Source organism: Streptomyces odontotermitis (genome assembly GCF_050510915.1).
Lineage (GTDB): Bacteria > Actinomycetota > Actinomycetes > Streptomycetales > Streptomycetaceae > Streptomyces.
The window spans coordinates 208,272-228,504 of the sequence record NZ_JBNJLS010000007.1 but is presented as its reverse complement, the minus strand read 5'-3'; the positions used below and the strand labels follow the sequence as shown (position 1 = coordinate 228,504).

18 protein-coding genes are annotated in these 20,233 nt (G+C 73.4%); 5 read left to right on the top strand and 13 right to left on the bottom strand.

What is annotated here, in order from left to right; translation table 11 throughout:
* Positions 1–21: 21 nt before the first annotated feature.
* Complete coding sequence (locus ACQB60_RS21955) at positions 22–672, top strand: TetR/AcrR family transcriptional regulator (RefSeq protein ID WP_496927759.1); 651 nt, start codon at positions 22–24, stop codon at positions 670–672.
* 54 nt (positions 673–726) lie between these two features.
* Here the strand turns inward: ACQB60_RS21955 and ACQB60_RS21950 are convergent, their stop codons facing one another.
* The 3 genes from ACQB60_RS21950 to ACQB60_RS21940 all read right to left on the bottom strand — a co-directional run bounded on the left by ACQB60_RS21950 (position 727) and on the right by ACQB60_RS21940 (position 4,608).
* Complete coding sequence (locus ACQB60_RS21950; RefSeq protein ID WP_496927758.1) at positions 727–1,920, bottom strand: epoxide hydrolase family protein; 1,194 nt, start codon at positions 1,918–1,920, stop codon at positions 727–729.
* 101 nt (positions 1,921–2,021) lie between these two features.
* Positions 2,022–3,020, bottom strand: coding sequence for a zinc-dependent alcohol dehydrogenase family protein (locus tag ACQB60_RS21945; protein WP_496927757.1), 999 nt, complete (start codon positions 3,018–3,020; stop codon positions 2,022–2,024).
* Between the two features lie 76 nt (positions 3,021–3,096).
* The gene (locus tag ACQB60_RS21940; protein WP_496927756.1) at positions 3,097–4,608 is read right to left on the bottom strand and encodes an outer membrane protein assembly factor BamB family protein; all 1,512 of its coding nucleotides are present in this window, start codon (positions 4,606–4,608) and stop codon (positions 3,097–3,099) included.
* Between the two features lie 214 nt (positions 4,609–4,822).
* Here ACQB60_RS21940 and ACQB60_RS21935 point away from each other — a divergent pair, with 214 nt between their 5' ends.
* Positions 4,823–6,697 (top strand): cation:proton antiporter, encoded by a 1,875-nt coding sequence (locus tag ACQB60_RS21935; RefSeq protein WP_496927755.1) that lies wholly within the window; start codon positions 4,823–4,825, stop codon positions 6,695–6,697.
* A gap of 102 nt (positions 6,698–6,799) precedes the next feature.
* Here the strand turns inward: ACQB60_RS21935 and ACQB60_RS21930 are convergent, their stop codons facing one another.
* The 5 genes from ACQB60_RS21930 to ACQB60_RS21910 form a co-directional block, all read right to left on the bottom strand.
* The gene (locus tag ACQB60_RS21930) at positions 6,800–8,362 is read right to left on the bottom strand and encodes a lanthionine synthetase C family protein (RefSeq protein ID WP_496927754.1); all 1,563 of its coding nucleotides are present in this window, start codon (positions 8,360–8,362) and stop codon (positions 6,800–6,802) included.
* 4 nt (positions 8,363–8,366) lie between these two features.
* Positions 8,367–11,879, bottom strand: coding sequence for a lantibiotic dehydratase (locus ACQB60_RS21925; protein WP_496927753.1), 3,513 nt, complete (start codon positions 11,877–11,879; stop codon positions 8,367–8,369).
* A gap of 41 nt (positions 11,880–11,920) precedes the next feature.
* On the bottom strand, positions 11,921–12,121 hold the full coding sequence (locus ACQB60_RS21920; RefSeq protein WP_496927752.1) for an FDLD family class I lanthipeptide: 201 nt from the start codon (positions 12,119–12,121) through the stop codon (positions 11,921–11,923).
* Positions 12,122–12,262: 141 nt separating this feature from the next.
* Positions 12,263–13,192, bottom strand: coding sequence for an ADP-ribosylglycohydrolase family protein (locus tag ACQB60_RS21915; protein WP_496927957.1), 930 nt, complete (start codon positions 13,190–13,192; stop codon positions 12,263–12,265).
* Complete coding sequence (locus tag ACQB60_RS21910; protein ID WP_496927751.1) at positions 13,189–13,623, bottom strand: MarR family winged helix-turn-helix transcriptional regulator; 435 nt, start codon at positions 13,621–13,623, stop codon at positions 13,189–13,191. Before ACQB60_RS21910 ends, ACQB60_RS21915 begins: the two co-directional genes overlap by 4 nt.
* Positions 13,624–13,692: 69 nt before the next feature.
* Here ACQB60_RS21910 and ACQB60_RS21905 point away from each other — a divergent pair, with 69 nt between their 5' ends.
* On the top strand, positions 13,693–14,271 hold the full coding sequence (locus ACQB60_RS21905) for a quercetin 2,3-dioxygenase (protein WP_496927750.1): 579 nt from the start codon (positions 13,693–13,695) through the stop codon (positions 14,269–14,271).
* Positions 14,268–15,194, top strand: coding sequence for an alpha/beta hydrolase fold domain-containing protein (locus tag ACQB60_RS21900; RefSeq protein WP_496927749.1), 927 nt, complete (start codon positions 14,268–14,270; stop codon positions 15,192–15,194). Before ACQB60_RS21905 ends, ACQB60_RS21900 begins: the two co-directional genes overlap by 4 nt.
* A gap of 18 nt (positions 15,195–15,212) precedes the next feature.
* On the opposite strand, the gene ACQB60_RS21895 is transcribed toward ACQB60_RS21900, so the two are convergent.
* Positions 15,213–16,121, bottom strand: coding sequence for an aldo/keto reductase (locus tag ACQB60_RS21895; RefSeq protein WP_496927748.1), 909 nt, complete (start codon positions 16,119–16,121; stop codon positions 15,213–15,215).
* A 553-nt stretch (positions 16,122–16,674) separates the two neighbouring features.
* On the opposite strand from ACQB60_RS21895, the gene ACQB60_RS21890 reads away from it, so the two are divergent.
* The gene (locus ACQB60_RS21890) at positions 16,675–17,259 is read left to right on the top strand and encodes a GNAT family N-acetyltransferase (protein WP_496927747.1); all 585 of its coding nucleotides are present in this window, start codon (positions 16,675–16,677) and stop codon (positions 17,257–17,259) included.
* Between the two features lie 43 nt (positions 17,260–17,302).
* Here the strand turns inward: ACQB60_RS21890 and ACQB60_RS21885 are convergent, their stop codons facing one another.
* From ACQB60_RS21885 to ACQB60_RS21870, 4 genes are all read right to left on the bottom strand, one after another.
* On the bottom strand, positions 17,303–17,752 hold the full coding sequence (locus ACQB60_RS21885; protein WP_496927956.1) for a nitroreductase family deazaflavin-dependent oxidoreductase: 450 nt from the start codon (positions 17,750–17,752) through the stop codon (positions 17,303–17,305).
* Between the two features lie 114 nt (positions 17,753–17,866).
* Entirely contained in the window at positions 17,867–18,472 is a 606-nt protein-coding gene (locus ACQB60_RS21880) for a GNAT family N-acetyltransferase (RefSeq protein WP_496927746.1), read from the bottom strand.
* Positions 18,465–19,133 (bottom strand): GntR family transcriptional regulator, encoded by a 669-nt coding sequence (locus tag ACQB60_RS21875; RefSeq protein ID WP_496927745.1) that lies wholly within the window; start codon positions 19,131–19,133, stop codon positions 18,465–18,467. The genes ACQB60_RS21880 and ACQB60_RS21875 overlap by 8 nt, the downstream gene beginning before the upstream one ends.
* 68 nt (positions 19,134–19,201) lie before the next feature.
* A complete protein-coding gene (locus ACQB60_RS21870) occupies positions 19,202–20,209 on the bottom strand; it encodes a proline racemase family protein (protein WP_496927744.1) in 1,008 nt (335 codons plus the stop codon).
* Positions 20,210–20,233: the final 24 nt, after the last annotated feature.

The following is a 20,233-nucleotide window of genomic DNA, read 5'->3' as shown; positions in this document are numbered from 1 at the left end:
ACGAGAGAACGAAGGACCGCAGTGGCTGCCCAGGCCCCGGCCGCCGAGGGCGGCCAGAAGCAACCGATCACACCCCGCAGCGCGCGCGGCGTCAGGACCCGCAACGCGCTGGTCGCCGCCGCCCGCGAGGTCTTCGAGCGCGACGGCTACCTCGACGCCCGGATCACGGACATCTCCCAGGCCGCGCACGTCGCGTCCGGCTCCTTCTACACGTATTTCAACAGCAAGGAAGAGATCTTCCAGGCGCTCGTGGAGCAGGTGCAGGAGGAGATGCTCCACCCGCACGTGCGCGAGCGCACCGGGATCACCGACCCGCGCCGGCTCATCGACGCGGCGAACCGCGAGTATCTGCGCGCGTACAAGAAGAACGCCCGCCTGATGGCGCTCTTCGAGCAAGTCGCCCAGGTGGACGAGCAGTTCAAGGCGCTGCGCATCGAGCGCGGCAACGCGTTCGCGCGCCGCAACGCGAAGCTGATCCGCACGCTCCAGGAGAACGGGCAGGCCGACGCGAGCCTCGACCCGCTGATCACCGCGCACGCCCTGTCGGTGATGGTGAGCCGCATGGCCTATCTGGTCTTCGTGCTCGGCCAGCGCATCCCCTTCGAGAAGCTCGTCACGACGCTCAACACGATCTGGGAGAACGGCCTCCAGCTCACCGGGCCGGAGTCCTGAAGGAGTCGGCGTACTGAAGGAGTCGGCGCACTCAAGCAGTCGCGTACTGACGAGTCAACGGGCCAGCGTCCCGAAGAAGAACCGCCTGATGTCGTCGACCAGCAGCTCCGGCTGCTCCATCGCCGCGAAGTGACCGCCACGGTCGTACGAGGTCCACTGCACGATGTTGTTCGTCCGCTCGGCGATGTGGCGCAGCGGGATGAAGTTGTCGCGGGGGAAGTCGGCGAGCGCGGTGGGCGTCGTCGAGGGCTCCGGGGACGTGCCCCAGTGCCCGGCGTGGGCCCGCTCGTAGTAGATCCGCGCGGACGAGCCCGCCGTGCCGGTCAGCCAGTACAGCATCACGTTGGTGAGCAGCTGGTCGCGGTCGACGGCGTCCTCGGGGCGGTCCGTCGCGTCGGTCCACTCCTTGAACTTCTCGGCGATCCAGGCGAGTTGGCCGACGGGTGAGTCGGTGAGGGCGTAGGCGAGGGTCTGCGGGCGGGTGGACTGAAGGTCGGCGTAGCCCTGCCGGTCCCGGGTCCAGTCACGGAAGCGGCGCCAGGAGGCCAGCGTCCGCGCGCGCTCGTCGGGGTCGAGCGCGGCGAGCTCGTCGGGGGTGGGTTCGTGGGTGGCGCCCGAGTTCGGCAGCAGGTTGAGGTGGACGCCGATGACGCGGTCGGGCCGGGTCCGGCCGAGCTCCCGGGAGACGGCCGCTCCCCAGTCGCCGCCCTGCACCCCGTACCGCTCATAGCCGAGGCGCTCCATCAGCTCGGCGAACGCGGCGGCGACCCGCACGAACTCCCAGCCGGTCTCGCGGGTGGGCCCGGACAGGCCGAAGCCCGGGATGCTCGGCAGCACCAGGTGGAAGGCGTGGGCGGGGTCGCCGCCGTGGGCGCGGGGATCGGTGAGCGGTCCCGCGACGTCCGTGAACTCCACGACGGAGCCGGGCCAGCCGTGCGTCATGAGCAGCGGGACGGCGTCCGGCTCCGGGGAGCGGAGGTGCGCGAAGTGCAGGTGCGCTCCGTCGATCGTGGTGGTGAACTGCGGCCACTCGTTCAGCCTGGCCTCCGCGGCCCGCCAGTCGTAGGCGTGGCGCCAGTGGTCCGCGAGCTCGCGCAGATAGCCGCGCGGGATGCCGTACGCCCAGCCCACGCCCGGCAGTTCGTCGGGCCAGCGGGTCCGGTCGAGTCGGGCGTGGAGGTCGTCGAGGTCCTCCTGGGGGATGTCGACGCGGAAGGGGGTGATGGACGGGTGTGCGGGGGTGGTCATGGCGGGTCATGGTACGGACGGGGCCCGGGGGCGGGCACCCGGGTTTTCGCCGCGCGGAGCGTGCGTGCGCGCGGCGAGTACGTACCGCCCCGGTGGCCCCCTCAGTGCCGCACCGTCACCACGACCTTGCCCACCTGCGCGTTGGACTCCAGGTAGCGGTGCGCCGCCACGATGTCCTCCAGGTCGAAGGCGCGGTCGACGACCGGGGTGAACGAGCCGTCGGCGAGGCCCGCGTTGATGAACGCGACGCCGCGGGCGAGGCGTTGGGGGTCCTGGGTGACCTCGTGCATCGTGTACGTGCGGGTGGTGAGCGCCGGGTAGCTGCGGGCGCCCGGCAGCGGGGTCGGGCGCGGGTCGAGGGCGCCGTAGACGATCAACTGGCCCCCGGGGGCGATGGCTTGGGCGATGGTCTCGACGCCGGGGCCCGCGACGGGGTCGAGGGCGGTGCGCACGCCCGCCCCGTCGGTGATGTCCTTGACGCGCACGACGAGGTCCTCCTCGTCGGTGACGACGACGTGGGTGGCTCCGGCGTCCAGGAGGCGCTGCTTCTTCTCCGGGGTGCGGGTCGTGGCAATGGGGATCGCGCCGATGCGGTGGGCGGTCTGGATCGCGGCCAGGCCGACGCTGCTGGAGGCGGCGGTGATCAGGACGTGGTCGCCGGGGCGGTTGCGCTGGTCCTCCACCAGCGCCCCGTACGCGGTCTGGTAGGCCATCCACACCGCCGCGGCCTGCTCGGGCGCGACCCCGGCGGGACGCGGCACGGTGGCGGCCGCCGGAACCAGGACGCGGTCGCCGTACGTGCCGTAGTCGGTCTGCCGGAACGCGGGCACCACGCCGACGGGGTCGCCCACCGCGAACCCGGTGACGCCCGGGCCGACCGCCTCGACGGTGCCCGCCGCCTCGTAGCCGAGCCCCGAGGGGAACTCCGGCCGCAGGTAGTACGTGCCCTCGCGGAACATCACCTCGGCCCGGTTCAGGCCGATGGCGTCCACGCGGATCCGAATCTCCCCGGGGCCGGGCTCACCGACCTCGACGTCGCGCACTTCAAGGACCTCGGGCCCGCCGATCCTGTCGAACCGCACCGCTCTGGCCTCAACCATGATTCCTCCCCCATTAGTTCGATGCCAGTCAAAGTATCACCATCATCGAAGTAATGGGGAGGGCGTCACAGGGGGATCACCGCCCGATCGAGAGCAGCCGGGACCGCTCCGCGTCGTCGTCGTAGGAGTCGCCGTCGAGGCGGGACGGTGCCACGAAGAAGCGGCCGTCGCGGTAGAGGGTCGTCGACGCGTACATCCCTGACTCCACCTTCGCGGCCGACGCCGGATGCTTGAGCAGCACCTCGGGCTCACCGCCCCGGGGGCCGAAGCGGACGGTGCGCCCGGCCTTGCCGGTGGCCGCCCGCGCGTACGTGACGACCTTCGCCTTCTTGCCCGCCCCCTCCGCGCGCAGGGGCATCAGCTGGTAACTCCCGCTCCCGGAGGCCCACTTCACCTTGCCGGAGTCCAGGTCGAAGGCGACGACCTTGTTGGCCCCGAGGAGGCCGCCCTTCGGCTTGGTCGCCAGGTAGAACCGGTCCGTGCCGACGGCCGCCCCCGCGCAGTTCTGCGCGCCTTCACCGGAGTCCCCGCTGCCGTCGCACCGCTCGAAGGGGTAGGAGCCGAACTTCAGCGTGGACCGCTCCTTGCCGCGGCCGTCGACCGCGACGACGGACCAACGGTCCATGTCCTCGCGGTTCTTGACGGTGATCACGATCGGGTCGACGGAGTAGACCTTCTCGATGTACCAGCCCTTCTTGCCCACGTAGCGCCACTTCACGTGGCCGGTCCTCGGGTCGATCTCCTTGAGCTGGTCGTACGGCTTCGGGGCGCTGATCCCGCAGTTGTCGATCTCCAGGAGCCGGGTGCCGCCGGCCACGTCATTGGGGTAGCAGGACCCCTTGAACTCCTTCTTCGACGTGAACAGGCGCTTGCCGTCGCTGACGCGGTAGGCGTACGCCACCATGTTCTGGCCGACCAGCACGGTGTCCTTGGAGATGGCGAGGTGCACGATGATGGTGCTGTCGAGGGTGCTGTGCTCCGTCAGCTCCTTGTGCCAGCCCTTGTCGCCGGTGCGCAGGTCGATCATCTGCAGCTGGCCGCACCGGGCGCGGTCGTTCTTGCCGTTCTGGTACGCGACCACGATCTTGCCGTCCGGCGTGGGGTTGACCGGGGTGTCGCAGATCTTGTTGGGCATCTCGACGGACCACGCGGTCGAGCCGTCGGAGGCCCGGTAGGCGGTGATGTCCTTGTACCCGGCCTGCACCACGGTGTCGCCGACGGTCCACACGTCGTGCAGCGAAGCCCCGTTGCCCGGCACGGCCCCCGTGTTCAGGGCCCGCCACACCTTGGCCTCACCGGGCTTGCGGTCCGCGTTGACGTCCTTGGCCCAGTGGTCGGGAGCGCTCGCGCTCGGCTCGGGGCGTGCGGGCTTGGCGTCGCCTTCGGCGCTGGCGCGCGGCGAGGGCGTGCGCGTCGCTTCGGCTTGGTCGCCGCCGCCGTCTTCGCCCCTCGTGACCAGGAACACTCCCCCGCCGATCAGCAGCAGAGCGGCGAGCACCGCACCGGCCACGACCGCGGGCCTGCCGCGCGACCGCTGGGGGTCCGCGTACGGGTTGCCGCGCACCGGCCGGTGGACGGGACCGTACACGGACGGCTCCGACGTCCGCTTCTTTCCTCGCCTCACCGTGCGCTCCGTAAGCTCGACGACTCATGTCCATGACGTGCCATGGCCATGAGTGTGGACCATGAAGGGGGCCCTCCAGAGGACTTTTTGGAGGACTTTTCTAGAAGATCGTTCTAGAACCGCCGACACTCCCCTGGTGCTCCGCCGTTCGCCCCCGCGGTTGCTGACAATGCGTCACATGGAACTGACCCTGATCGCGATCGTCGGCGTCGTCAGCATCGTGGCCGTGGCCGCCTTCTCCGAGCGGCTCGGCCTCGCCGCCCCGCTGAGCCTGGTGGTCGTCGGCATCGGGCTCAGCTTCGTGCCCGGGGTGCCGCATCCGGACGTGGAGCCCGAGTGGATCCTGGCCGGGGTGCTGCCGCCGCTGCTGTACTCGTCGGCCGTCACCATGCCCGCGCTCGACTTCCGCCGGAACTTCAAGACGATCAGCGGGCTCGCGGTGCTCCTCGTCGTGGTGACCACCCTGGGCGCCGGGTGGCTCTTCCACTGGCTGCTGCCCGAGGTGGGCTGGCCCGCCGCGTTCGCGCTCGGCGCGGTGGTGAGCCCGACCGACGCGGTGGCCGCGACCTCCGTGGGCAAGCGGCTCGGGCTTCCGTCGCGGCTGCTGACCGTCCTGGAGGGCGAGGGCCTCGTCAACGACGCCTCGGCCCTTGTCCTGCTGCGCTCGGCGATCGCCGCGATCGCGGGCAGCGTCTCGGTGTGGGGAGTGGCCGGGGACTTCGTGTTCTCAGTGGTGGTGGCCGTCGCGGCGGGCCTGGTCGTGGGCGTCGTGAACGTGCGGGTCCGCGCGCTCCTCAAGGACACCGTCCTCAACACCGCGATCTCCTTCGTGATCCCCTTCGTCGCGTACGTGCCCGCCGAGGAGTTCGACGCGTCCGGGGTCCTCGCGGTGGTCGTGGCCGGGCTGGTGACGGGTCATCAGAGCCCGCGCTTCCTGCGCGCGCAGGACCGCCTCGCCGAGGCCACCAACTGGCGCACCGTCGCGTTCCTCCTGGAGAGCACCGTCTTCCTGCTCATGGGCCTCGGCCTCAAGGCCCTCATCGACGACGTCCACGACCACGGCCTGAGCGCCTGGCGGGCCCTCGGCGTGGGCCTCGCCGCCGCCGTGTTCGTCATCGTGGCGCGGATGGTGTTCGTGGCGCCGCTCGTCGCCGCCCTGCGCAAGGACGAGCGGCGCGCCGCCGAGGCCAAGCCCCATCTGGAGCGCATGCAGGCCCGGTTGGACGCCACCGACTCCGCGGAGCGCGACGACGGCCGGTTCAGCGAGCGGCAGCTGCAGCGCATCAGGCGCCGGGTCACCCGGGTCTCCGCCCACGTGGACTTCGTCCTCAAGGAGACCCTGGGCTGGCGCGGCGGCGTCGTCCTCGCCTGGTCCGGGATGCGCGGCGCGATCACCGTGGCGGCGGCGCAGACCCTCCCCGACGACACCCCGTACCGCCCCCAGCTGATCCTCGTCGCCTTCGTCGTCGCGGCAACGACCCTGTTTCTCCAGGGGCTTACGCTGCCCGCCGTCATCCGCGGCGTACGGGTCCCCGGCGACGACCCCGAGGTGCTGCGCGCGGACTACGTCGGCCTCCTCACCGAACTCGGCGACGCGGCGGCCGCCGTGCTCGACGGGGTCGACACCGACGGGAGGGGGCCCGGCGCGGTCGCGCCCGAGGTCGTGGACCGGGTCCGCGCGGACAGCGTGCGGGGGCGGTCGCGGTCGCCCGAGGGGGGAGGGGCTGCAGCTGGTGCGGAGGAGGGGATGGTGGGGGGAGAGGCCGCGGCTGCGGTGGGAGAGACTGCGGTGGAGGCGAAGGCCAAGGCGGAGGTGGAGGCGGCTGAGGCGGAGGCGGCTGCAGTTGAGGAGGCCGCGCGGGTCGAGGCCGCGGATCTTCAACGCGCCCAGTACATCCAGCTCCGCCTCGCCGTGCTCACCGCCGAACGCGAGACGCTCCTGTCCGCCCGCTCCCGCGGCACGTACAGCTCCCGCGCCCTCACCCACGCCCAGCACGCGCTCGACCTGGACGAGGCGCGCATGGAGCAGCTTCTTGAGGTGAGCTCCGAGTGAGACGCCTGCGCGGGGCGGGGCAGGGGGGTGCGGGACGGCGCGTGGCGGGACCGGGGGTCGGGGGCCGGGGGTTGGAGAGCCGGGGGCCGGGGCCGGGAGCCGTCAGGACAGCAGCAGTACACGGTCCCAGTACGGGTCCGACGTGTTCGGGACGAGGGACAGCAGGGCCGCGCCGATCCCGGCGGCGCCCTGAAGGATGCCGGGGACGGGCTGCGGCGCGGAGGGAAAGCCGAACGGCGCGTCCGGGTCCGCGAGTTCGAGGATGCGTCGGCCCGCCGTGGCCGCCTGACCGAGCAGGGAGGCATCCCCGGTTGCCCGGCCGAGGCGCCAGGCCGCCTGGAGCAGGCCCGCCTGGCCGTGACAGACGATGGGGCTCGGCAGCGGGTCGCCTGTGGGGTGGAGGGGATGGCTGGGGTGATGAGGGCGGTGAGGGCGGTGAGGGTGGCGGGGGTCGCTCAGGTCGTGCCGGTGCGGCAGGGCGTGCAGCGCGGTGCGGGCCAGGAGCTGCCAGCCGGGTTCGTCACTGACCTGGCCCGCCAGGTACAGGGCGGCGGCGATGCCCGGGGTGCCGTAGCACCAGCTCGGCCGCTCGACGCCTGCGCCGTCGCGGCCGCGGTCGCCGCTGCCTTCGCCGGCGTCAGGCCCACGGCCGTTGCCTCCGCCGTCGCCACGGCCTCCACCTCCCCCTTCGTCACCACCACTCCTGACCCTGCCCTCACCTCTCCCTCCGCGGCCTCCAACGCCTTCGCCCCAACCCATGCCTGCGCCACCATCACCGTGACCGCGCCCGCCGTCGTCACCACGGTCATGGCCCACCTCCTCGTCAAAGGCGATGCGTGCGGGCCAGTGCGGCCCGGCGGGGTCGGTCCGCGTACGGTTCGCGAGCCAGCCTCCGATGCGCTGGAGCGCGTCGTCCTGGCCGGGGACCCGTATGCCGTGCTGCGCGCACAGCCCGAGCAGGGTCAGTGGGCCGGAGATCCCGTGCGCCATACCGACGTTGAACTCGCCACGCGGGTACCGCTCCCGGTCGAAGTCCATCACCAGGAGCGGCTCCGGCACCCACCAGCCCGGCACCTCTCTGCCGTGCGCGGAGACCGGCCGGGACAGCCCGGTGAGGTACGTGAGGGTGTCGCGCAGCGCGGGGCCGCTCGCCGCGCGCTCTTCGGCCCCGCCCTCGAGGCAGGCGCTGAGCAGCAGCCGGCCGGTCCCCGACAGTCCGGCGATGGCGTCGTACCCGGCCCAGCGCACCCCTCCGCCGCGCGCCGCCCCCGCCGCCCGCTCCGCCGCGACCCGGCCCCGCTGCTCGTCAGCCAGGTACGTCACGAGCCGGCGGCGCAGCGTCGGATAGTGCCCGCCGTGCGGGGCGCACGCCTGGACGGCGGCCAGCACGGCGGCGGGCCCCATGTGCAGGCCCACCGAGGGGGATGTGTCCGTGAGTGCCTGCGCCGCCACCGAGACGTGGGCGTGGGCCGTGCGCAGCCAGGCCCGGTCACGTCGGGCGAGCTCCGCGAAGAACAGCGCCACCCCGGCGTTCCCCTCCAGGCTGTCGGCCCGGGCCGCGGGGGCTCCTGTGGCGTCGACGCCGCGGTGCGCCACGTGCCGGGGGTCGGCGAGCGTGCGGGCCACCTCCTCGATCGCCGATTCCACCGTGCTCGTGGACCTCAACTCCTCAACACCTCTTCTCCTTCTCGGACATGTCCTTCTTCCCGTGCCGTTGGCGGTCGGCATGGGCCACCACGCAGGCGCGCGCCACCGCGAGGGCCCGGCGTTCGGCGTCCCGGTCGGTGCCGAGGAGCCGGTTGCAGGTCAGGTGCGCGAGGCTCGGCACGACCTGGTGGAGCGTGGCAGCGGCCGCGGCGTCTGCGGCGTGTGCAGCGTCTGCGGCAACGGGGCCGAGTTGGTCCACGTACGTACGCAGGGCCGCGGTGCGGTCGGTGAGTGCCGCGAGGACGGCGCGGCCCTCGGCGTTCCGGCGCAGCCCCGGCCAGCCGCCCCCGGGGTCTATCAACCGCAGCCAGTCGGCGCGACGTTCGCGGAAGTCGTCCGGTACGTCGCGTGCGGAGGCCATCCCGGACAACCAGGCCGCCGCCACGGTGCCGGCGCCGCCGTACCTCCCCGTCTCCCCCTGGCCGCCGGGCGGCAGCCGCCCGATGCCCTGCGCCAGGGACGCGAGGGCGATCGCCGCGACCGCGGTGGTGTCCAGGCCGGGCCTCCCGCTCCGGGCGGCCGCGAGCAGGACCAGGGCAGCCTCGCTGTCCGCGCAGAAGTAGCGTTCTGCCGCCTCCTGTGCGCACGGGCCGCCGTAGCGCTCCCACTCAGGGTCGTACGTGTCGAGGACGAACCGGCCGGTCACCCCCTCGTCCGTCCACCGCCGCACGGCGTCCCGCAGGCGCGGGAAGAAGCGGCCCCAAAGGGCGTTGGGCGATCCGTGGAAGCGGAGTCGCAGATGGTCGGCCCCGTCGTGGTAGCGGATGAAGAACCAGCGGTCCACGGCGCCGCGTTCCGCGTCTGCCAGGCCGCCGAGGAAGGGGGCGAGGCGCTCGCACAGGAAGGAGTCGATGGCGCGGGCGGGCAGATGGAGCTTGGCGTACAGCCACTCCTCGCCGGGCAGGCTGAGCCGCTGGTGGGGGGCGTGGTGGGGCACCGGGGCGTGGTGGGCCACTGGAGCGTCGTGAGCCGCCAGAGCTCCGCGGGCCGCCGGAGCGAGGTGGGGCACCGGGCCGTGGGCTCCCGGAGCACCGTGGGGCGCCAGGGCATGGTGCGGCGCCGGGGCGGTCGGCACGTCAGGGGCGGAGCGGGCGCGCACGAGTTCCGCCCTGCGGAACGGTACGACGAGTTCCGCCACGTGGTGCGAGCCGGTGCCGTCCCGCAGCCAGCCGTCCTCCTGTTCGGCGCCGCCGGGCACCTCCTCCGCCACCAAGTCGGGCTGCTTCGCGGCCAGGTCGCGCAGCACGTCCAAGTGCCAGCGGCACTCCAGGTCGAGCCGGAGCCGCCGGTCGAACTGGCCCACGACCACGTGCCGGGGGACCGACCACCGGCGGCGCCACGCCGCGACGGCCTCCCGCCACTCCTGCTCCGCGTCCCGGCCCTGCCCTCTGCTCCCGTCCCTGCCCGGCTCCGTGGCGCCGCTCGTCGCCCGCTCGCCCAGCTCGTCCAGGCGCCAGCGCGCCGCGGCGAGGACCGACCTGCCGTACCGCACTCGTGGCAGGTACGGCAGATCGCCGAGCGGGCCCCACTCCCACGGGCGCGGGAAGCGCTGCCCGAATCGGCCGATGTCCAGGAGGAGCCGCGCCGCGTTGGGGGCCTGTCCCTGTGCGTCGAGCGCGTGGTGGGCGCGCGGGCGCACCCGGCGGCCCGTCGGCAGATGCACCACGTACAGGCGGTCGGGCTCGGCGCCGACGGCCAGGTCGTCGAGGCCGACCTCGCGTTCTCCCGCCACGGGTGGCACGCCCAAGGAGAGCCGATACGGGGCGGTGGCAGGGCAGTTGGCGACGTTGCGGGCCCGGCTCAGGCGGGGTTGGTAGGCGAGGGTGAGGGGCAGCTCGCCGTGGCTGCCGGTGGTGTCGGCGTCCGGCAGGCACGCGGCGACGGCCTCGTCCGGGAGCGAGCCCAGGAGCCCCGCGAACCGGCCCATGCTCGCCCCCGCCTCCAACGGCCCCGGCCAGGGCCCGGCCGCGAGCAGGAACTCCCCGCCGGACAGCGCGGCCTCGGAGCGGGCGAGCAGTTGAAAGTAGAACTCGCAGGATTCCGGGACCTGTTGAAGGTCGACGGGGTCGGGCGCGAGCCGTGCCACCGTCTCGTCGTCCAGGACCACTTCGCGCGCACCGTCACGGAGCGCCTCCGCCACGCCGCGGCTCAGGAGACGGCCGTACGGCGACGGAGCCGCGAACGCGGGCCTCTCGGGAGCGGCGGGGGCTGCCAAGGGGGAACGGTGGGCCGAGTGCCGGGGCCAGGTGTACCCGGCGGGCGCGCCGAGCCCTCGTACGTCGTCGAGGAGCTCGGGCAGCGGTACGACGCGGTCGACGCCGTATCGCTCCAGGAACTCCGCGTGGTAGGCGGCCAGTTGTGACGCGCCCGGCAGGGGCGGGGCCATACGCCACAGCACGCCGGCGGCGCGCGCCGCCTCGTCGAAGACGTCGACGGGCAGGCGGACGTCCGCGCCGAGCGAGAGGTCGACATGGACGGCGCCCTCCCCATTGCCGCCCAACTCAGCCGCACCAGCAGCCAGTTGCTTCATGCTGTCGCGCCGCTCCCCCAGCGGCGTCGCGTCATGGCGCGCCCGGGCGGCGTCGAACCGCCGGAGGGCGGCCAGCGGCGCCCGGGCCGCCGCGCAGCCGCGCCGTACGAGGCGGTCGAGTACCTCGACGGTCCACGCCGAGGCATCGGAGCCGTCCAGCGCGGGGCGCAGCTCCGACAGCAGGAACTCCTGTTCCACCAGGGTCCGCACCACCCGCAGCGCCGCACCCGCGGGGGCGCCGGGGAAGCGCCGCTCCAGGTCGCGCACGACATCGCCCGCGACCACGCCCACGCCCTCGCCCTCGCCGTCGCCCACGCTGTCCAGCGCGGCCCGGACGGCCGCCGTGCAGCGGATCGACACGTCGTCGCGAGGGCGACCGCCCTGTTCCGGGGCCACATGCGAGGGTGCGAGCACCGCGAGGCGCCGCCCGCGCGTCACCAGGCCCGCGTGTCTGCGCAGCACGAGATGGGCGAGGATCTCCGGTTCGCTCTCCCAGCGACGTACGAGACCGGCCAGCCAGTCCAGGTCGGCCTGGGTGCGGCTGACCGGCTCCGAGCGCCACTGCACCTTCGCCGAAGCGCCGGCCCGCACCGGGGCCACGCCCGCGAACAGCCCGAAGGGGGTGCTGCGGGTGCGCAGTCGGCACTCGTAACGCGCCACCGACACGGCTGCCTTGCGCACCTGGCCCGCCGGGCGCGCGGCGAGCTTCCCGGGTGTCAGGCCGAGGCCGACGAGACGCGCGAGGGAGGGGCTGGCGACGCGCAGGGCGTCCATGAACAGCGCGTCCGAGGCCGCGCCTTCGAGCAGTTCGACGGGGGACGTGGCCGCCGTCAGCCAGCGTGGCGGTTCGAGGGGACGGAGCGGGGAGCGCAACAGGGCCGCGTGCACCGCCTCGAAGGGCCCGGCGGCGCGGGCCCCCCGAGACGGTGCCGGATCAGCCGACACCGGCGTCATCAACGGTTCGCGGTCTCAACGGCTGTCGGGCCTCAACAGCTGACGCAGGTAAGGGGATTGATGACCGTCTGGCAGCTGCCCGTACAGCCGATGGTCGGAAAGGCCGCGTCGGGTTCGGCGGAGCTCAGCTCTATCTCCACGTCCAGGTCGAAGACATCCTCGATGCCTTCGATGCCTTCGATGCCTTCGACGGCTTCGGTGGCTTCGGCGGCTTCCAGGGCGACAGGTGACATGTGACGACACTCCTTCAGATAGGCGGTCGGACGCGTCGAACCTAGATGCCCCTCCTCCTGGCTGTCCTCCGACCTGAGATCCACTCGGGGGTAAACCTCTGAGGCATCAGGGCGGGGCCGTACAACCAGCGCGGTACGGACTCATCCCCCGAGACGGTCGGCCAGCTCCCGCAACTCGCCCACCCGCAGCACCCGTTCACCGAACCCGGGCAGCGGCACGTGCAACGCCTCCGTCCAGCGGACCGGGATCGCGTCGGCGCCGTACCAGGCACCGGCCAGCCCCCCGGTGACCGCCGCGACGGTGTCCGTGTCGCCCCCGGCGTCGATCGCCGCGCGCACCGCGTCCGCGTAGTCCCCGGTGGTGCGCAGCGCCCACACCGCCGTGCCCAGGCACGGCCAGACGGCGCCGTTGAACTCGGTGGCGTCGTCGGGGTGCCAGCCGGGGGCCAGGACCGTGGCGTAGCGCTCGCGGTGGTCGGGGTGGACGTGTGCGAGGGCGTCCGGCAGCGCGTGCAGCGGGTCGGTGCCCTCCAGGGCCACTCGGACGAGTTCGTGAAACAGGGCGGTGCCCTCCCAGGCGGCGCGGTCGCCGTGGGTGAGCGCGGCGATGCGCCGGGCGGCGTCCATCGTGGCCGTCCGGCCCGTGTTGGCGAAGTGGACGGCGGACGTCGACGCCCGCATCAACGAGCCGTTGCCTGCCGCCCGTTGGCTGATCTGGAAGTGCAGCGCAGCGGCCCGGTCCCAGGGGTCGCCGCTGGTCAGGACGGACTCGGTCTGCAGCCCGATGTCCTTGGGCTCGCTCGCCGCCCACCGCTGGAAGCGCGCGAAGATGTCGGGCAGGTCGAGGCCGCCCCGCTCCAGCAGGGACTCGCCGACCAGCACGGCCATCTGCGTGTCGTCCGTGGCCTCGCCCGGGTCCCAGCCGCCGCCTCCGCACATCTCGCCGCCCTCGGACGTACGCGGGAAGCGGGCGGAGTACGCGCCCTCCGGACCGAACTCGAAGGGAGCGCCCAGCGCGTCCCCGACCGCCGAGCCGACGACCGTACCGACGACTCGTTCACCGCGTTTCAGCACGCGCCTCGTACCTCCTGCGTGAGGGATTCCAGGGCCGCCCGCAGTGCCGCCACCGTGTCGTGGCCGATGCGGTCGGCGAGTTGCTCCTCCAGCTCCCTGAGCGTCGACTCGGCCTGGTGGTGGGCCCGTTCGCCCTCCGGAGTGCGGCGGATCAGGCGCTGCCGGGCGGAGGCGGGGTCCGGGATCTGTTCGAGCAGGCCCGCGTCCACCAGGCCGTGCACCGCCTGGTGGGCGGTCTGGCGGGTGACGCCCATGCGGCGGGCCAGTTCCGCGACCGTCGTGCCGCGCTCGTCGAGGACCGCGAAGAGCTGGACCTGGGTCGGGGACACCGGCGTCGCCCCCGCCGCAGCCATGGCCGCGAGGAGGCTCTCGTCGAACCAGCGGCGGGCGTCGCCGAGGAGTTGGGGCAGGTTGCGGGGCACGGACATAGATGTCAGGCTACCTGACATTCAGGGATCCCGGGGCCCAACTCCGGGGCCGGACCAGGGAGTCACCGCATGACCATCGAGTACGCCACCCGCCACCGGCGGGCGTCGCGCATACCCCCCGAACCGGGCAAGCCCTACTTCGTCGAGAAGGGTGAGGGCGACCGCGCCCATCTGTTCGGCGACCTGATCACCATCTACGCGGGCGGCGAGCAGACCGAGAACAGCTTCAACTTCTTCACCGTGGAAGGGCCCCGGGGCGACCTCATCCCCGCCCATCTCCACACCGACACCCACGAGGTCTTCTACGTCACCCAGGGCGCCGTCCGCCTGTTCGTCGAGGACGCCGGGGGCGAGCAGCAGGAGAAGCTGCTCACGCCCGGCGACTTCGGCTTCGTGCCCAAGAACTGCCGCCACGCCTACCGCATGGAGCGGCACCACACCCAGATCGTCGGCGTCGCCGCGGGACCGGGCGGCGCGGGACCCGGCGGCACCTTCGAGAGGTTCTTCGAGACACTGGGTGCGCCCACCGAGCAACTCGGCCTGCCGCAGCGGCCTGTCGTCCCCGAAGCCCAGCGATTCGGCGACGCCGCCCGGCAGTTCGACGTCACCTTCCTGCCCGACCACGAGTGGAGGACCCCGCTCCGATGACAGCCACCGAACGCCCCGTATGGGAACTGCTCCCGGTCCCGCACCCGGACGTCGCCCCGCTGCCGCCCGCCGCCCCGGCCGGGGACGGCGTCCGTCTGCTGCGCGGCATCCCGTACGGGGAGATCGAGGGCGCCCGGCCACTCGAACTCGACCTGTGGCTGCCGGAGTCCGGCCCCGGTGAGCGGCCGCCCCTCGTCCTCTACGTGCACGGGGGCGCCTGGCGGCGCGGGCGGCGCGAGGACATGGGGCTGCGCACGCGCGGCTGGACGCCGGGGCCGTTCGCGCGGATCGCGGCGGCGGGCTTCGCCGTGGCGAGCGTCGACTACCGGCTCACCGGCGAGGCCGTCTTCCCCGCCCCGCTCGACGACCTGCGCACGGCCCTGCGCTGGCTGACGCTGCGCGCCGCCGAACTCGGGCTCGACACGGCGCGCACCGTGGTGTGGGGCGAGTCCGCGGGCGGCCACCTCGCCTCGCTGCTCGCCCTGACCGGGCCCCGCGCCGAGGGAGCGGGCGGAGCGGAGGAGGCCGGCGTCGCCCCGCACGTACGCGGAGCCGTCGTCTGGTACGGGCCCAGTGACCTCACCACCGCGCGCGGCGGCTTCGACCCCCACAACGCCCTTCTTCCCGAGGCCCAGTTGCTCGGCGCGGCGCCCGCGGCGGTCCCGGACCTCGCCCGCGCGGCCAGCCCGCTCGCCCAGGTCTCCGCGGATGCCCCGCCGTTCCTGCTCGTCCACGGCGAGGCGGACACGATGGTGCACCTCAGCCACAGCGAGGCCCTCGCCGCCGCGCTCGACAAGGCCGGGGCGCGGGCCGAGCTGTGGCCGGTGCCGGGCGCCGACCACGGCTGGCACCGGCTGCCCGAGCCCCAGGTGGAGGAGATCTTCACCCGCTCGCTCGCCTTCGCGACGGCCGCTGTGAACTGACCACTCCCGCACGGGTGTTCAGCCGGTCAGGGCCCGCAGCTCCTCGTCCGTCAGGCGCACGGCACCGGCGGCCACGTTCTCCTCCAGGTGGGCGGGGTTGCCGGTGCCCGGGATGGCCAGGACGTGCGGGCCCTGCCGGAGGGTCCAGGCGAGGCGGACCTGGGTCGGCGAGATCCCGCGCGCGGCGGCGACGGCGAGCACGCGGTCCTGCTCGCCGCCCCGGGCGTCGGCGCCCGCTTCCTTCCCCGGCCCGGCGATGGAGTAGTAGGGAACGAAAGCGATGCCCTCCGCGCCGCACAGGCGCAGCACGGCATCGTGCTCACGGCTGTCCAGGCCGTACTGGTTCTGCACGCAGACGACCGGTGCGATGGCCCGGGCCTCGGCCAGGTGGGCCGCCGTGACGTTGGCGACGCCCAGGTGCCGGATGAGCCCCGCGTCCCGCAGCTCGGCAAGCGCGCCGAAGTGCTCGGCGATCGACTCCTGGCTCATCCGGCGCAGATTCACCACGTCGAGGTGGTCGCGGCCGAGCTGCCGCAGATTCTCCTCGACCTGCCCGCGCAGCTGGTCCGGCCGGGCCGCGAACCACTCCCCCGACGGGTCCCGGCCCGGCCCCACCTTCGTCACGACGACGAGGTCCTTCGGGTAGGGGGCGAGCGCGGTGTTGATGAGCTCGTTGGCGGAGCGCAGCCGGGAGAAGTAGAAGGCCGCCGTGTCGATGTGGTTCACGCCGAGCTCGACGAGACGGCGCAGCACGGCCAGGGAGCGCTCGCGGTCGCTCGGCACACCGAGGTCGAAGGCCGCGCTCCCGGTCAGCCGCATGGCGCCGAACCCGACGCGGTTGACGGTGAGATCACCGAGCGTCCAGGTGCCGGCCGCTGCCGCGGGGACGTCGGTCAGGGAGGGCTCGGGGTGCGCGGATACGGGCAAGGCGGGGGTCCTCTCTCTGTCGGCCGGGGGGCCGTTGGGGAGCCTGGGTCTGTCCGGCGGATCAGGCCGCATGATTATGCGCGGGCGCCGGGCCTGCCGACAGCCCCCGCCGGGGTGGAGGTAGGTCACATCGGGGAGCGGAACGATCCCGGCCGACGCGGCGTTGGACAGGACTGAACCCCCGTCCCCACCAGGGCCTGTCCGGCGGGACCGGTCGCAGGAACAGGAATGCGAGCCGAGCCGTGCGTCGCTCAACGACGGCCACGCCGAGGCGACCGCGGCAGGATCCGCCGGACAGGCCCTGGGTCGTGCCCGCGGACCACGTCCGCGCCCCCCCCCACGTCCGCGGCGCCCCCTCGTGCGAGCGACACCCCGCACGCGCCCCCTGTCGCACCACGCCTGCACCCCACTCCACCTGTCCCGCACTCCCGCCGCAGGGCCCGCCCCTCGGGGACGCATGTGGCCTCCCCTGCTCGAGCGAAGCCGGGCGCGCGCCGAAGTGCCGCGGCCCCCGACGCGGCAAGAGCCGCCGACCCCGGCCTAAAGTGCCCCCATGCCGACCCTCGCCACCCCCGCGATACCCGCCGGATCCCTCGCCTCAACACCCCAGCCCCTGCTGCCCGTCGACGCGGAGCTCTCCCTGCGGCCCTGGCGGGTCTCCGACGCCGAGGACGTGTGCGCGGTCTTCGAGGATCCCGAGATCCAGCGCTGGCACGTGCGGCGTGCCGACTCCGTGGCCGAGGCGCGCGACTGGATCGCTCAGTGGCAGCGGCACTGGCCGGACGAGACGGGCGCCAGCTGGGCCGTCGTCGACGCCGGGCACGGCACGCTCCTGGGCCGGGCCTCCCTCAAGTCGTTCGCCCTGCCGGACGGCGTCGCCGAGGTCGCGTACTGGACGGCGCCGGCCGCGCGGGGCCGTGGCGTGTGTCCCCGCGCGGTGCGGGCGCTGTGCGACTGGGCGCTGCACACCGCCGGGTTCCACCGGTTGGAGATCGAGCACTCGACGGCGAACCCGGCCTCGTGCCGGGTCGCGGTCAAGGCGGGCTTCACCGAGGAGGGCGTTCGGCGGGGCGCGGCGCGCCATGCGGACGGCTGGCACGACATGCATGTGCACGCCCTCGTCCGCGGGGACGGCTGAGGCAGGGGCGCCGTCCCGTCTCACGAGACCGCGCCGGTGGCGGTCAGGCCGGCTGCTCGGGTTCCAGGACGAAGACGGGGATCACGCGGTCGGTCTTCTCCTGGTACTCGGCGTACGGCGGATACGCGGCGACCGCGCGCGCCCACCACTCGGCCCGCTCGTCCCCGGTGATCTCACGGGCCGTCATGCCCCGCCGCTCGGGGCCGTCCTGGAGGTCCACCCGCGGGCCGGCCTTGAGGTTGAAGTACCAGACCGGGTGGTGCGGGAAGCCGCCCTTGGAGGCCACCGCCGCGTACCGCCCCTCGTGCTCCACCCGCATCAGCGGGATCTTGCGGATCCTGCCGCTCTTCGCGCCGCGCATCGTGACGATGACGACGGGCAGGCCCGTGTCCCAGAGCGTCGTCCCTTGCGTGCCGCCCGAACTCTCGTACAGCTCGACCTGTTCACGAATCCACTGCGCCGGGCTCGGGTCGTACTCGCCCTCAAGAGCCACCGCGTTCACCGCCATCGCCGGGTACGGATGATGTCGGGACAGTCCAGCACACGCCTCGCGCGAAGGGGAGACCGCCGTAAGGGGAGACCGCCGTAAAGGGTGGAGCAGGAGGGTTCAACCGGCAGGCGACACCGGCTCCTTGAACACGTACATCACCTGCGGCGCCCCGAACTCCACGAACCGTTCCGCCAGTTGGGCGCCCAGCACCTCCAGCAACGTGCGCGAGCGCGCGTTGGCCGCCTGGGTGACCGCGACCACCTCGCCGGGGACGTTCGGGGGCGGGCCCTCGGTCAGCGCCCAGTCCACCGCGGCGGCCACCGCCTCGCGGGCGTAGCCCCGGCCCCAGTGGTCCGGCAGGAAGAGATACCCGACCTCCGTACGGCCGCCGTGGCCGTCCGGCCTCACCGTGACCAGGCCGAGGGGCGCGCCGTCCGCCGTGCGGACCACGCTGAACACGCCGGGTGCGCCCGCGGCCCGCGCGCGGCGGGCCTCGATCACCTCGCGCGGGACCGGGCCGCCGAGGTAGCGGCGGACGTCGGGGTGGGACCACAGGGGCATCAGCACCGGGACGTCCGGCTCCTCGACGGGGCGCAGCGTGAGGCGTGCCGTCACGAGCGGGGCGTCGAGCCAGGGCGTGTGTGTCCCGCCCGCCTCGGTGACCGTGGCCTCACCGGCCTCAGCAGCCTCACTGCCCTCACCGGCCCTGCCCGCCTCACTCATCGCCCGGCTCCGCCCACAGCGACCGCACATGCCCCAGGTGCCGGGTGATGCACTTCTCCGCACCTTCCGCGTCCCCTGCCAGCATCAGGTCGAGGAGTTCGACGTGCTCCTCGGCCGACGGGAGGAGCTGGTCGCGTTCGTCGAGGCCCGTCAGGCCGTACAGGCGGGAGCGCTTGCGCAGGTCGCCGACCGTCTCGACGAGGCGGGCGTTGCCGCCGAGCGCGAGCAGCGAGAGGTGGAACTGCCGGTCCGCGTCCAGGTAGCCGATGAGGTCGTGCTCGCGGGCGGCGCGCACGATCTCCTCGGCGACCGGGCGCAGCGCCTCCAGGTCCTCGCGGGCGGCACCGCGCGTGATCCGCCCGATCATGGGCACTTCGATGAGCAGCCGGATCTCGGTGTACTGGTCGAGGTCACCCTCGTCGACCTCCGTGACGCGAAATCCCTTGTTGCGTACGGGTTCCACGAGGCCCTCGCGGGCCAGGTCCAGCATCGCCTCGCGCACCGGCGTCGCGGAGATGCCGAAGTCCTCCGCGAGGCCGGGCGCCGAGTAGACCTGCCCCGGCCGGAGTTCACCGGAGATGAGGGCGGCACGCAGCGCGTGGGCGACCTGGTCGCGGAGCCGTTCGCGGGGCATGCCCAGGTTGCGCTTCAGGTAGCCCATGACGTTCCCTTTCGATGGTGCCGCCGCCGGGCCCCACCGTACAATGTCACGTTGTCCGACCGGGAAGCCTAGACCAGGAAGCCTTGCGGGAACGGGTCTTCGGGGTCGAGGAAGTACTGGGCGGTGCCGGTGATCCAGGCGCGGCCCGTGATGGTGGGGACGACCGCCGGAGTGCCGCCGACCGTGGTCTCCTCGACGAGGCGGCCGGTGAACTCCGTACCGATGAAGGACTCGTTGACGAAGTCGCGGTCCAGGGGCAGTTGGCCGCGCGCGTGCAGCTGTGCCATGCGGGCGCTGGTGCCGGTGCCACAGGGCGAGCGGTCGAACCAGCCGGGGTGGATGGCCATCGCGTGCCGGGAGCGGTGGGCGTCGGAGCCGGGTGCCGCGAGGTAGACGTGTTTGAGTCCGGCGATGGCGGGCTGTTCGGGGTGGACGGGGCGGTGGTCGGGGTCGGCGTTCACGGCGTCCATGACCGCGAGCCCCGCGGCGAGCAGTTCCTCCTTGTGGGCGCGGTCGAACGGCAGCCCCAGGGCGGCGAGTTCGACGAAGGCGTAGAAGTTGCCGCCGAAGGCCAGGTCGTAGGTGACGGTGCCGAGGCCCGGCACGTCGATCTTGCGGTCGAGGGCGACGCAGAACGCGGGCACGTTCGTGAAGGTCACCGCCTTCGCCGCCCCGTCCGTCACGTGGACGTCGACGCTGACCAGTCCCGCCGGGGTGTCGAGGCGCACGGTGGTGACCGGCTCGACGACGGGCACCATGCCGGTCTCGACGAGGACGGTGGCCACGCCGATCGTGCCGTGCCCGCACATCGGGAGCAGCCCGGAGACCTCGATGTAGAGCACGCCGTAGTCGGCGTCCGGGCGGGTCGGAGGCTGGAGGATGGCGCCGCTCATGGCGGCGTGGCCGCGCGGCTCGTACATCAACAGGGTGCGGAGATGGTCGAGTCGGCCGATGAAGTGCTCGCGGCGCTCGGCCATGGTGGCGCCGGGTATGACGCCGACGCCGCCGGTGATGACGCGCGTGGGCATGCCCTCGGTGTGGGAGTCGACGGCGTGGAAGACGTGGCGGGTGCGCATGGGGGTCCCTTCTGTCCGGTCAGC

What these genes read in the sequence shown, in the direction of transcription:
- ACQB60_RS21950 (WP_496927758.1), bottom strand. Translation starts at nt 1,920, where the DNA reads ATGACCACCCCCGCACACCCGTCCATCACCCCCTTCCGCGTCGACATC.
- ACQB60_RS21945 (WP_496927757.1), bottom strand. Translation starts at nt 3,020, where the DNA reads ATGGTTGAGGCCAGAGCGGTGCGGTTCGACAGGATCGGCGGGCCCGAG.
- ACQB60_RS21935 (WP_496927755.1), top strand. Translation starts at nt 4,823, where the DNA reads ATGGAACTGACCCTGATCGCGATCGTCGGCGTCGTCAGCATCGTGGCC.
- ACQB60_RS21920 (WP_496927752.1), bottom strand. Translation starts at nt 12,121, where the DNA reads ATGTCACCTGTCGCCCTGGAAGCCGCCGAAGCCACCGAAGCCGTCGAA.
- ACQB60_RS21910 (WP_496927751.1), bottom strand. Translation starts at nt 13,623, where the DNA reads ATGTCCGTGCCCCGCAACCTGCCCCAACTCCTCGGCGACGCCCGCCGC.
- ACQB60_RS21905 (WP_496927750.1), top strand. Translation starts at nt 13,693, where the DNA reads ATGACCATCGAGTACGCCACCCGCCACCGGCGGGCGTCGCGCATACCC.
- ACQB60_RS21900 (WP_496927749.1), top strand. Translation starts at nt 14,268, where the DNA reads ATGACAGCCACCGAACGCCCCGTATGGGAACTGCTCCCGGTCCCGCAC.
- ACQB60_RS21890 (WP_496927747.1), top strand. Translation starts at nt 16,675, where the DNA reads ATGCCGACCCTCGCCACCCCCGCGATACCCGCCGGATCCCTCGCCTCA.
- ACQB60_RS21880 (WP_496927746.1), bottom strand. Translation starts at nt 18,472, where the DNA reads ATGAGTGAGGCGGGCAGGGCCGGTGAGGGCAGTGAGGCTGCTGAGGCC.
- ACQB60_RS21875 (WP_496927745.1), bottom strand. Translation starts at nt 19,133, where the DNA reads ATGGGCTACCTGAAGCGCAACCTGGGCATGCCCCGCGAACGGCTCCGC.
- ACQB60_RS21870 (WP_496927744.1), bottom strand. Translation starts at nt 20,209, where the DNA reads ATGCGCACCCGCCACGTCTTCCACGCCGTCGACTCCCACACCGAGGGC.